Here is an 11,954-nt window from a genome sequence, read left to right on the forward strand (position 1 = left end):
CGTCCTACTTTCAGTAGGAAGAGTCCGTGCGACCCGGGCCTGGCGCTCCACAGTCGGAAGGGTCCGGCACCCACCAAGGTGCCGGACCCTTCCGCGTTTCCCACAGCCTGTGGACGGAGCCCCGGAGCGGGAAGTCGGACCCGCCGACTTCCCACTCCGGGCGAAGAACCGGTCAGCCGTGGCGGCGGCGGCTGAGAACGAAGGCCAGACCGCCCAGGACGAGCAGGGCGCCACTCTGATCGCGGCCGTGGTGACCACGGTGGCACCGGTGGACGACGGCGCCGGGGTCGGCGCCGGGGTCGGTGCCGGGGTGCTTCCGGCCGGACCCGTGTGGCCGGTCTCGCGACCCTTCCCGGTGTCGCAGGTGCCGCGCTTGTCGTCGGAGGTGGCGACCGCGTCGTGCAGCCGGCCGTCACCCCCGCCGGTCGCGGTCACGGAGTACGTGACCGTCACACCGGAGCCTCGCCCATCGCCACCCCGAACGGGGCCGTCCCCGTGGGGAGCTCGATTCGGCACACGGCAGCTGAGCTGCTAATATCCTTGGTGTCGCGAGGGACATGAGCCCTCGTCAGGCGTCAGCGGTGCTACCAGAGCACGTCCTACTTTCAGTAGGAAGAGTCCGTGCGACCCGGGCCTGGCGCTCTACAGTCGGAAGGGTCCGGCACCCACCAAGGTGCCGGACCCTTCCGCGTTTGCCGCCCCAGGAACAGGAGCACCGGTGAAGATCTCGACGGACGACCTCTCCGGCCCCGAGATCGCCCGGTTCCTCGACGAGCACGTCCAGCAGATGCGGGCCACCTCCCCTCCCGAGAGCACCCACGCCCTCGACCTCGACGCCCTCCGTCGGCCCGGGATCACCTTCTGGTCGGTGCGGGACGGTGGCGTGCTGGTGGGCTGCGGTGCGGTCAAACGACTGGACGCGGGCCACGCCGAGCTGAAGTCGATGCGCACGGCACCCCTGCGCAAGCGCAGCGGCGTCGCCTCCTCGCTGCTGGAGCACATCCTCGCCGAGGCCGCACGCATGGGTTTCACCCGGCTGAGCCTGGAGACCGGCTCGGCAGAGTTCTTCCTGCCCGCCCGGAAGCTGTACGAGAAGTTCGGGTTCACCCCCTGCGAGCCCTTCGGGGACTACCGGCCGGACCCGAACAGCGTCTTCATGACGCGCGAGCTCCAGCGGACCGCGCCCGGGCAGTCGCCGACCGGGTCGAGGCCCCCGAGTTCCGACGGCCTCCGGAAAGCCATGTGAATCCGGCCCGCTGGTGCCCGTGCGATCCGTCGCGGAGCGCGCGAGACCACGGCTCCCGGTCGGTAGTCCGGGCGCCGTCGGCGGTGGCCGGCGGTCAATAACCTCCCTCCCTGGGTGTCCGGCGCGTTCCCTCCCGGCGCGCGGCCGCGTGCGCGGGAAGCGGCACGACACCCATGGGAGGAAACGCACCATGCCGAACACGTTCACCGTGTTCTTCGAAGGCCCGTTCCGGGTCGGGGTGCTGGAGATCGCGGGCCCGCGAGGGGTCCGTGCGGCACGCCATGCCTTCGGGGCCGAACCGGGCAACGCGGAGCTGCTGGAATTCGTCCGCGGGGACTTCGGCCGGCTGCTGGACGCCGCGCTCGCGGCGCCGGAGGTGGCGGCCGACGGGCGGCGGGCGGGGCAGCGGCACCGGGGCCGCTGAGCCCCCATGCCGCGGCCAGTTCAATGCTATTGAAGCAAAATCAGGAAAAGGCTTGATCTCATCCTCTCCGAACTCCCGGAGCGGAAGCCGGTTTTCCGCCACCAGCGGCCGGGGTAGGGCGGAGACGTTCGCACCCCTACTGTTTCGCCGACCGTTTCGGGGCGAATCCTTGACACTTTTCTTCTCGGAAGGACACCCTCATGCACAGGACCCTTCGGAACGCCCTCGCCTCCGTCATCGTGACGGGCGCGCTCACCGCCGCAGCCACCCCCGCCGCCGTGGCCGCCGAGCAGGCGCAGTCGACGGCCGGGGTACAGGCGGAGCTCCGCAACCCGAAGACGATCAAGGTCGCCGACTACAACCAGGCCCGCAGCACCCTGATCAACGCCGGCAGCAAGACCGCCGCCAAGTCCCACCCGGCGCACGGCACCAAGGACGTCCCGGTCTCCCACGGCACCAGCCTGCTGGCGGAGGCCCGCGACGAGTTCCGCGCCGCCGACCGGAACCTGCCGGCGAGCCAGAAGAAGTCCGACATGTCGATCCCGCACTACAACGCCATCCACAGCGCGGCCGGGACCATGGGCATCGACCGCTGGTGACACCCGCCCACCGAGGCGGCCGGGGCGTCACCGGGCCTTGGGGTATCACCGGGCCCGGGAGGTCACCTCGGGGCTGCTCAGCGTCCCGTCCTCGTCCACGGTGAAGACCTGGATCTCCTTCTCCGAGGTCACCGTGATCCGCCCCGGGCCGGACCATTCGGCCCTGACGAAACCGTCCTCCTCCTCCCAGGTCCCGAGGCCCCAGTGGCGGGCCGACCAGCCGCTGCCGGTCACCAGCTCCACCCGATAGACCGGATCGATCGAGAAGGCGATGTCGGTGACGCTCAGTACGTGGTCGGAGCGGCTCGGGTCGGGCGTTCTGTCGACCAGCCGGCCCTCGCCGCCGAAGAAGTACGCCAAGGCTCCGACCGCGGCCCCGATCACGAGGAGCGGGGAGACGACGGCCGCGCAGCCGATGTGCGCCCACCTGGTGCGGAACTCGACCTGGGCCACGGCCGAGGCCACGGCCAGCGCGACCGCCGTCCCGAGCAGCGGCACCGGGTGGTTCAGCCAGCGCTCGACCTCGACCAACCCGCCCTGGCGGGAGGAGAAGTAGCCCGGCAGGTACACCAGGAAGGACGCCAGCGCCGCGCCCCGGAGCCACCACACGATCCGTCTGCGGCGCGTTACCGTCATTTGCTCCCCCCGGAGTCGTCCTTTGCCGGGACATTACTACGGGGGTGCCGGACGGCCCGGACGACGGGTGCTCCGTCGTCCGGGCCCCCGGCGCACCACCGGCCGCTCCCCTGTCACCGCCGGTGGAACACGCTCCGCGACCAGAAGTAGCCGATCAGCGTCAGCGCGGTGCACCAGGCCAGGGCGCTCCAGGCACTGGTACCGATCTCGGTGCCCATCAGCAGGCCGCGCAGGGTCTCGATCATGGGGGTGAAGGGCTGGTACTCGGCGAACCAGCGCAGGGCCGTCGGCATGGAGTCGGTCGGCACGATGGCGCTGCCGACGAACGGCAGGAACTGCAGCGGCATCGGCATGTTGCTGGCGCTCTCGACCGTCTTGGCCACCAGGCCGATGCCGGCCGATATCCAGGTCAGGGCGATGGTGAGGAAGAGCAGCAGGCCCGTCGCGGCCAGCCACTCCACCGGACCGGCGTTCGGCCGGAACCCCATCGCGAGGGCCGCGCCGATCACCAGCACCAGCCCGATCATGGTCTGGACGACGCTGCCGACCACGTGCCCCGCCAGGAAGGCGGAGCGCGATATGGCCATCGTGCGGAAGCGGTTGACGATGCCCTCGGTCATGTCGGTGCAGATGCCGATCGCGGTGACCAGCGACCCGGAGGTGGCCGCCATCAGCACGATGCCGGGCGCGACGTAGTCGATGTAGTGGCCGCCGCCGATGCCCGCGCCCAGCGTGCTGCCGTAGGCGTAGTTGAAGAGCAGCAGCATCATGACCGGCGTCACCACGACCGCGAAGGTCAGGGACGGGTACCGCAGCGCGTGCTTGAGGTTGCGCCGCAGCATGGTCAGCGAGTCGCCGAGCGCGTGGCCGACCGTGCTCGTGGCCGTACTCGAGGCCGTGGCCGTGGCCGTGCTCATCGTGCCCCTTCCCCGGTCAGTTGGAGGAACGCGTCGTCCAGGCCGGCCGTCTCGACGACCAGCGACTCGGCCTGCACGGAGGCGTTGTCGAGCGCGTCCAGCACGGCCCTCACGGTGACGACGGAGTTGTCCCCCGGGATCTCCAGCCACAGCGCCTCGGCGTCGACGGTGGCGTACTCGAACAGCGCGGCGGCGGCGGCCAGTCGGCCGGCGTCCGCGAACCGGAGCCGGATCCGCCCGCCGGGGGCGTACCGCTTCAGCTCCTCGGCCGTGCCCTCGGCGACGATCCGGCCGCCGTCCAGGACGGCTATCCGGTCGGCGAGCTGGTCGGCCTCCTCCAGGTACTGGGTGGTGAGGAAGATCGTCACCCCGTGGTCGGCGACCAGGCTCCGGATGATCTCCCACATGGTCCGCCGGCTCCGTGGGTCCAGCCCGGTGGTCGGCTCGTCCAGGAAGATCACCTGTGGTTCCCCGACCAGGGTCATCGCGAGGTCGAGCTTGCGCCGCATGCCTCCGGAGAAGGTGATGACGGCCTTGCGGGAGGCCTCGGTGAGATCGAAGCGCCGCAGCAGTTCCTCCGCCCGCCTCCGCCCCTCCCGACGGCGGAGGTGGTTGAGGTCGGCCATCAGCATCAGGTTCTCCTCGGCGGTGAGCAGGTTGTCCACCGCCGAGAACTGGCCCGTCACGCCGATCGCCTTCCGCACCGCGTCGGCCTCGCGCTCCACGTCGTGCCCGGCCACCCGGGCCGAGCCGCCGTCGGCGGGGATCAGGGTGGAGAGGATCTGCACCGTGGTGGTCTTGCCCGCCCCGTTGGGCCCGAGCAGGGCGAACACGCTGCCCGCCGGGATCTCCAGGTCGATGCCCTCGAGCACCGCCTTGTCCCCGTAGGACTTGGTGAGCGCGGTCGCCGAGATCGACGAGGCCGCCGGGCTCGCCGGGCGCCCGCGGGCCGACGAAACCGAGGAGGCCGAGGATGCCGGGATCCGCCCGTCCGTCGTCATCACGCCCGCCGGACGATGACGTTGCCGACATTGGTGCGGCCGCGGACCTCCACCGTCTCCACCGCGTCCCCGGGGCCCTGGGTGGGGCCGAGGTCGTTGCGGACGCCGCCGACCCTGCTGTGCACGTCGAGCCAGGCCGCGGTGCCCTCCGCGATGCCGACCTCGACGTCCCCCACGCTGGTCTGGAGGGTGACCTGCCCGCGGACCACCCGGCCGATCCGGACGTGGCCGTGCGCCGAGGTGGCCTCCACGTTCCCCTCGGCCCGGCCGACCTGGATCCGGCCGCTGGAGGCGTTGGCCTGGAGCTCGCCGCGCACCTCGTCGATCTCGATGTCGCCGTTGCTGTTCTTGACCGTCAGCCGGCCCCCGACGGAGCCGATCTCGATCCGGCCGGTGCCGGACACCTCGGCGTCCCAGGCGGTGCCCCCGAGCCGGATGTCCCCGAAGCCGGTGTCCAGCCGGGCGCTGTCGGCCTGCTCCACCTGGATCCGGCCGAGCGAGGTCTTCAGCCGGCAGGCGCCGAGCGGCCCCTCGGTGACGAACTCGGCCATCGGGGACTCGCTGTGGACCTCGGAGCCGATCGGCAGCTCGACCAGGACCTCGACCGCGCCCTTCTTGGCGGAGAAGACGCTGCGCTGCTTGGGCGCCTTGACCCCGAGCCGGCCACCGGAGAAGTCGACCTGGGTCTGCTCGGCGGCCTTGACGTCCGCCTCCTTGGCCGGGTTGGCCGGCCGGACCTCGACCACGGCGTCGGTGCGCTTGCTCGCCTTGATCCAGACCGAGCCGATGTCGAACTCGAGGATGGCGGAGATCGGTCCGTCGGTCTCGTACGTGGGCATGGCTGTCCCGTCCTCTTGACTCGTGTGGTGTTCCCGCTGGTCGGAGCGGGGGTGACGTCGAAGGTGCAGAAGGTGGTGCGGGAGGTCGTACGGGTGTTTCGGATACCGCGAAGGCGCTAGTGGACCCAGCCGGTGAAGCCCTGGCTGCCGATGCTGCGGGCGACCCGGCCACCCGGCTCGGGGGCCGGCCGGCGGGCCGGCTCGCCGCCCTCCAGCGCGCCGGCCAGGGCCCGGACCAGCCAGGCGTTGAGCGAGAGTCCGGCCTCGGCGGCGGCCTCCTCCGCCCGTGCCTTGAGGTGAGCGGGCAGGCGGAAGTTGATCCGGGCGGTGCCCGTCTCGTCCGACTCCGCCGCCCCCGACGGGACCGCCGGCGGCACCATTGGCGCCAGTGGTGCCAGCTGTGGCGCCGGTGGTGCCGATGGTGGCACCACCGGCGGCAGATCGCCGTGGAAGGCACCCGACCCGGGCGGCGCCGTCACCACGAACTCCGGGTCGAGTCCGCGCAGGCGCACGTCCACCGAGCCGGGGGCGAGGTCACGGGTGACCTCGCCCATGGCGGCCGAGAGCGCGTTGAGCAGGGTGAGCCGCACGGCCGACTCCAGCGGAAGCGTCAGCCGCTCGGCCAGCGCGCGGGCCTCGTCCCCGCCGGCGGCGGCGGCCACCGCGAGCTCGTTCCGGAGGTTTTCCACGTACGGCGTCAGGTCCATGGCCGACAGCTTGGCACAACGATGGCGCCATGTCGAGGCATTTGTGGCGCCATTCTGGCGCCATCACCCGAACGAGGGACCGGCGCCACCCGGCACCAGCCGGCACCAACCGGCAACACCCGGCACGGAGCCGCACGGACAAGCAGAACCGCCCCGCCGACCGAGGTCGACGGGGCGGTCCGGAGGCGTGCTCCCGGGCGATCCCTGGCTGGTCCCCCGGGTGGTCCGTCCCGTGGCCCCCGGCCGGCTACGCCTGCCGCCAGGCCGCCAGGTGGGCGTCGATCTCCCCCGCCAGCCGGTCCTTGCCCGCCCGGTCCAGGAAGGAGGCCTCGACCGCGTTGCGGGCCAGCCCGGCCACCCCGGCCTCGTCCAGGTCCAGCAGCCGCGCCGCCACCGCGTACTCGGTGTTGAGGTCGGTGCCGAACATCGGCGGGTCGTCGGAGTTGACCGTCACCAGCAGCCCGGCGTCCACCATCCGCTTGATCGGGTGGTCCTCGATCCGCTCCACGGCCCGGGTGGCGATGTTGGAGGTCGGGCAGACCTCCAACGGGATCCGGTGTTCGCCGAGGTGGTCGATCAGTGCCGGGTCCTTCACCGCCTGGGTGCCGTGCCCGATGCGCTCGGCGCCGAGCACCCGGATCGCGTCCCAGACCGTCTCCGGCCCAGTGGTCTCGCCCGCGTGCGGGACGCTGTGCAGGCCGGCCGCCCGGGCCCGGTCGAAGTACGGCTTGAACTGCGGGCGCGGCACGCCGATCTCCGGGCCGCCCAGGCCGAAGCTGACCAGGCCCTCGGGGGCCAGCTCGGTGGCCAGCCGGGCGGTCACCTCGGCCGACTCCAGCCCGGCCTCGCCCGGGATGTCGAAGCACCAGCGCAGCACCACGCCGAGTTCCTTCTCGGCGCGCAGCCGGGCGTCCTCGATCGCCTCCATGAAGGCGACCTCGGGGATGCCCCTCCGGACCGAGGAGTACGGGGTGATGGTCAGCTCGGCGTACCGGATGTTCTGCCGGGCCATGTCCTCGGCCACGCCGTAGGTGAGCGCGCGCACGTCCTCGGCGTCCCGGACGAGGTCCACCACGCTCAGGTAGACCTCGATGAAGTGCGCGAAGTCGGTGAAGGTGAAGTACTCGGCGAGCGCCGCCGGGTCGACCGGCACCTTGGAGTTCCCGGCGTGCCGGGCGGCCAGCTCCGCGACGACGCGCGGCGAGGCCGATCCGACGTGGTGGACGTGCAGTTCCGCCTTGGGCATCCCGGCGATGAACGCCTCGATGCTCCGGTCCGGGGTTGCGATCCGAGTGACACTGGGGCCGATCCGACTTCCGTCCGGCTGGACCACGGTGGTTCCCTTCTTCCTTCTCCGTGCTTCTACGCGCGTATCGCGGAGTTCGGCCCAGGATAGGCCCAAGTCGGGTGCGTGGTGGCCCGATCACCCGCCGAGCGCGACCGCCACGGTGTGGATCAGTAGTCCGGCCAGGGCGCCGACCACGGTGCCGTTGATCCGGATGAACTGGAGGTCGCGGCCGACGTTGGCCTCGATCTTGCGGGAGGCGTCGTCGGCGTCCCAGCTCGCCACCGTCTCGGAGATCAGCGAGGTGATCTCGGCGCGGTAGGTGTCGACCAGGTACTGGGCGGCGTCCTGGAGCCAGCCGTCCGCCTTGGCCTGGAGCTTGGGGTCGGTGGCCAGGCGCTCGCCGAAGCGGCGCACGCCGTCGCGGATGCGCCGGCGCAGTTCGCTGTCCTCGTCCTCGGCCGCGCCCATCACCAGGGTGCGCACGGCCGCCCAGGTGGAGTTGATCAGGTCCTGGACCTCGGGGCGGGCGAGCAGTTCGGCCTTGGCCCGCTCGACCCTGGCGATGGTCTCCGGGTCGGTCTGCAGCTCGGTCGCGAAGTCGGCGAGGAAGTTGTCGATCGCGCCGCGGGCCGGGTGGTTCGGGTCGTCCCGGATATCGGTGACGAAGCGCATCAGCTCCTTGTAGACCCGCTCGCCGACCTGGTGGTCGATGAACCGGGGCGTCCAGCCCGGGGTCTTCTGGGTGACCTTCCGCACCACGTCCTCGTGGTTGGCGGTCAGCCAGCCGTGCGCCCGGACGGCGACCAGGTCCACCACCCCGTGGTGGCCGCCGTCCGCGACCACCTTGCCGAGCATCCGGCCCATCGGCTCGGCCACCGAGGTGGCGGCGGCCCGCCTGGTCACGGCCTCGGCGACCACCTCCCGCACGTCGTCGTCGCGGAGCACCGCGAGCAGCCCGCGCAGCGCCGCCGAGGCCTCCTTGGTGACCCGTTCGGCGCTGCCCGGCGCGGCCAGCCACTCCCCCAGCCGCCGGCCGATGCCGAGCGCCGCCAGGCGGCCGCGGACCACGTGGCCGGAGAGGAAGTTCTCGCCGACGAAGTCGCCGAGCGACCGGCCGAAGGCGTCCTTCTTGGTCGGGATGATCGCGGTGTGCGGGATCGGCAGGCCGAACGGCCGGCGGAACAGCGCGGTCACCGCGAACCAGTCGGCCAGCGCACCGACCATGCCCGCCTCGGCGGCGGCCGCCACGTACCCGGCCCACGGGCCGGCGCCGGCCGCCTTGGCCCAGGTGGCCAGGGCGAAGACCAGGGTCGCGAAGGCCAGCAGGCCGGTCGCGATGGTCTTCATCCGGCGGACGCCGCGTCTCTTCTGCTCGTCGGCCGCGGTGAACCGGACCCCGGGGCCCTTCCCGCTGAAGGCATCGTCACTCACCCCGCCAGTCTGCCCGCTGACCGGCGCGAACGGGGGCGTGCCCCGCGATCACGCGCTCCGGCCGGACATCGCGAGCTGGGCATGACAGGCCGCGCGCCCCCACCCGGAGCGCGCGGGAGGCCTCTTCACTCCCCGCCCAGCACCATCCGCCGCACCTCCGCGCCCGCCCAGCGCTTCGGGTCCGTGCACCGCCGCCCGTCCAGCAGCACCCGCACCCCCGGCAGGTCCACCGGCGTCAGGTCCCGGTACTCCGGGTGGTCCGCCTGCAGCACCGCCGCCACCACCGGCTCCCCGCCGTACGGCGGCAGACCGAGCGCCGCCAGCTCCTCCGCCTCGTAGAGCGGGTCGCTGACGTACGGCCGCGCACCCGCCGAACGCACCGCCTCCACCAGCGGGAACACCCCGGAGTACGCCGTCTCCTTGACCCCGCCCCGGTACGAGGCGCCGAGCACCAGCACGCCCTGCCCGGCGATCCCGCCGGGCACCGCGCCCGCCAGCACGCCCACCGCGTACCCCGGCACCGCCAGGTTGGCCTCGCGCGCCGCCCGGACCACCGTCGCGCCCGGGTCGTTCCACAGGTACAGCCGCGGGTACACCGGGATGCAGTGCCCGCCGACCGCGATGCCCGGCCGGTGCAGGTGGCTGTACGGCTGCGAGTTGCAGGCGTCGGCGATCTCCGCGAAGTCCACCCCCACCTCGTCCGCGTACCGGGCGAACTGGTTGGCCAGCGCGATGTTGACGTCCCGGTACGTGGTCTCGGCGAGCTTGCTGAACTCGGCCGCCTCCACCGAGGCCAGCTCCCAGACGCCGTTGGGCCGGGGCAGGTCCGGGCGCGGGTCGAAGTCCAGCACCTCCCGGTAGAACTCGGCGCCGCGCCGCGTCGAGGACGCGTCCAGGCCGCCGACCAGCTTGGGGTAGCGCCGCAGGTCGGCGAAGACCCGGCCGGTGCGCACCCGCTCCGGGCTGAACACCAGCGCGAAGTCCGTCCCGGCCGCGAGCCCCGACCGGGACGCCAGCCGGGGCGCCCAGCGCTCCCGGGTGGTGCCGACCGGCAGGGTGGTCTCGTAGCTGACCAGGGTGCCCCGGCGCAGCCCGGCCGCGACGGCGTCGGTGGCCGCGTCGAGCAGGGCGAAGTCCGGGCTGCCGTCGGCGGCGGTGACCAGCGGGACGACCAGGACGACGGCCTCGGCCCGGGCCACCGCGGCCGTGGTGTCGGTGGTGGCCCGCAGCCGGCCCTCGGTGACGACCCGCTTGAGCGCCTGGTCCAGCCCCGCCTCCCGGGGGAACGGCGGCACGCCACGGTTGACGCTGTCCACCACACCGGGCGCGATGTCGGCGCCGGTCACCCGGTGGCCCTTCTGCGCGAACTGCACCGCCAGCGGCAGGCCCAGCTTGCCCAGCCCGACCACGCAGACGTCCAGGCTCATCCCCGTCCTCCGTTCACCGAGTCGGCCAGCCGCCGCCACGCCGCGTTGCGCCGCAGTCCGCGCCGCAGCTGCTGCGGGACGAGCCCGCGCCACAGCCGCTGCGCGGGGTTGAGCGGCCCGGGGGACTCCGCGGCGGCGCCGCCGGCCTCCTCCTCGGGCAGCAGGAACAGCTCGTCCGGCAGTCCCAGCCGGGCGTCCCGGAACGCCGGGTAGTGCGCGTACCGCCGCCCCGCGTCCACCAGTACGGGTGGATCGCCGTGCGCCGCCTCGTAGCGGATCTGGTCGCGCAGCGCCTCCGGCGCTACCGCGCAGGCGAGTTCGAGCCGCACCCGGGCGGCGACGGGCAGCCGGCCGTACACCTCGCGGGCGCCGAACCGCTCGACCATCCGGGCGACTTCGACGCACACCCGCTCCTGCACGTCCTCCGCCAGCAGCAGGAAGCCGTCCTGCAGCAGCCGCGGCACGTCCCAGGTGAAGCTGCGGGCCCGGATGGCGTCCAACTCCTCACCGGGCGCGGCCAGTTCGACGGCCACCTGCTGGAGCGCGGCGATCCCGCGCAGCCGGTCGAGCACCCCGGCCCGCTCGGTGACGTTGCCCCGGTCCTCGCGCAGCACCAGGAAGTAGCAGTCGTAGGAGGCGAGGACGGAGACCCTGGCCGCCCGCAGGCACGCCGCCAGGGTGAACGGCTGGTCCGAGAAGACCTTCAGCCCCTCGTCGCGGCGCAGCCCGTGGCGCCGGACGAGGTCCCGCCGGAACAGCTTGGTATCGGCCAGCGCCCAGGCCAGCGCGGAGTCGGCGAAGCCCACCGACTCGGCGTCGGCGTGGAAGATCCCCTGCGGCACCAGCCGCCCGTTCACCCCGACCTGCTTGGGCACCACCACGTCCGAGCCCCAGGCGTCGGCGGCCTCGACCAGCCGCTCCAGCGCCTCCGCGCCGAGCCAGTCGTCCGCACCGAGGAACAGCACGTAGCGGCCGCGGGCCAGCTCCAGGCCACGGTTGGTCGGCCCCGCCGGGCCGCCCGAGTTGGGCTGGTGCACCACCGTGAACAGCCCGGGGTGGCGGGCGGCGTACTCGTCCAGCAGCTCCCCGCCGCCGTCCGTGGAGCCGTCGTCCACGGCCACCACCTCCAGCCGCCCCGGCGCCAGGGACTGCCCGACCAGCGAGTCCAGGCAGGCGGTGAGGTACGGCATGGTGTTGTAGACCGCGACCACCACGGTCACGTCGGGTACGGCCATCTGGCGGCGGGCCTCCGGTTCCGGCTCTGCGGGTGATACCCGGTCAACTCGCGCCCGGGGCCCGGGGTCACGATGATCACCCGCACCGACTACGGGGACCGGAACGTGCCGTCGACCGCCGAACGGATGTGCGGCGGCCGGGCCGGTCCGCCCGGCCACCGCACGTCCGACCCGCTCCGGGGCCGCCCCGGGACCGCCAGGGCC

11 protein-coding genes and 1 pseudogene are annotated in these 11,954 nt (G+C 72.9%); 3 read left to right on the plus strand and 9 right to left on the minus strand.

The genetic code is table 11. The features are described 5' to 3' along the window. Window positions 1-718: 718 nt before the first annotated feature. The 3 genes and pseudogenes from AB0E96_RS06715 to AB0E96_RS06725 form a co-directional block, all read left to right on the plus strand. Window positions 719-1,171: pseudogene (locus AB0E96_RS06715) on the plus strand (GNAT family N-acetyltransferase); the annotation flags it as partial. Window positions 1,172-1,436: 265 nt separating this feature from the next. Beyond that, window positions 1,437-1,670, plus strand: coding sequence for a DUF2992 family protein (locus tag AB0E96_RS06720; RefSeq protein WP_359819415.1), 234 nt, complete (start codon window positions 1,437-1,439; stop codon window positions 1,668-1,670). Between the two features lie 200 nt (window positions 1,671-1,870). Next, window positions 1,871-2,269: a hypothetical protein gene (locus tag AB0E96_RS06725; RefSeq protein WP_359819417.1), complete on the plus strand. Its 399-nt coding sequence runs from the start codon at window positions 1,871-1,873 to the stop codon at window positions 2,267-2,269. Between the two features lie 45 nt (window positions 2,270-2,314). On the opposite strand, the gene AB0E96_RS06730 is transcribed toward AB0E96_RS06725, so the two are convergent. From AB0E96_RS06730 to AB0E96_RS06770, 9 genes are all read right to left on the minus strand, one after another. Then, window positions 2,315-2,905, minus strand: coding sequence for a hypothetical protein (locus AB0E96_RS06730; protein ID WP_359819419.1), 591 nt, complete (start codon window positions 2,903-2,905; stop codon window positions 2,315-2,317). A 113-nt stretch (window positions 2,906-3,018) separates the two neighbouring features. Then, a complete protein-coding gene (locus tag AB0E96_RS06735) occupies window positions 3,019-3,822 on the minus strand; it encodes an ABC transporter permease (RefSeq protein WP_359819422.1) in 804 nt (267 codons plus the stop codon). Further along, window positions 3,819-4,823 carry an ATP-binding cassette domain-containing protein gene (locus tag AB0E96_RS06740; protein WP_359819491.1) on the minus strand — a complete coding sequence of 335 codons (1,005 nt, stop codon included), beginning with the start codon at window positions 4,821-4,823 and terminating at the stop codon, window positions 3,819-3,821. Before AB0E96_RS06740 ends, AB0E96_RS06735 begins: the two co-directional genes overlap by 4 nt. After that, complete coding sequence (locus tag AB0E96_RS06745; RefSeq protein WP_359819425.1) at window positions 4,823-5,662, minus strand: DUF4097 family beta strand repeat-containing protein; 840 nt, start codon at window positions 5,660-5,662, stop codon at window positions 4,823-4,825. The genes AB0E96_RS06740 and AB0E96_RS06745 overlap by 1 nt, the downstream gene beginning before the upstream one ends. Before the next feature lie 116 nt (window positions 5,663-5,778). After that, window positions 5,779-6,369, minus strand: a complete 591-nt coding sequence (locus AB0E96_RS06750; RefSeq protein WP_359819427.1) for a toxin-antitoxin system HicB family antitoxin — start codon at window positions 6,367-6,369, stop codon at window positions 5,779-5,781. A gap of 247 nt (window positions 6,370-6,616) precedes the next feature. Beyond that, a complete protein-coding gene (locus tag AB0E96_RS06755) occupies window positions 6,617-7,678 on the minus strand; it encodes an adenosine deaminase (protein ID WP_359819493.1) in 1,062 nt (353 codons plus the stop codon). 114 nt (window positions 7,679-7,792) lie between these two features. Further along, window positions 7,793-9,088 carry a DUF445 family protein gene (locus AB0E96_RS06760; protein ID WP_359819430.1) on the minus strand — a complete coding sequence of 432 codons (1,296 nt, stop codon included), beginning with the start codon at window positions 9,086-9,088 and terminating at the stop codon, window positions 7,793-7,795. Between the two features lie 125 nt (window positions 9,089-9,213). Then, complete coding sequence (locus AB0E96_RS06765) at window positions 9,214-10,509, minus strand: nucleotide sugar dehydrogenase (protein ID WP_359819495.1); 1,296 nt, start codon at window positions 10,507-10,509, stop codon at window positions 9,214-9,216. Between the two features lie 2 nt (window positions 10,510-10,511). Further along, window positions 10,512-11,750: a glycosyltransferase family 2 protein gene (locus tag AB0E96_RS06770; protein ID WP_359819431.1), complete on the minus strand. Its 1,239-nt coding sequence runs from the start codon at window positions 11,748-11,750 to the stop codon at window positions 10,512-10,514. Window positions 11,751-11,954: the final 204 nt, after the last annotated feature.

Origin of the sequence: Kitasatospora sp. NPDC036755, from assembly GCF_040636595.1 — a bacterium.
Classification (GTDB): Bacteria; Actinomycetota; Actinomycetes; order Streptomycetales; family Streptomycetaceae; genus Kitasatospora.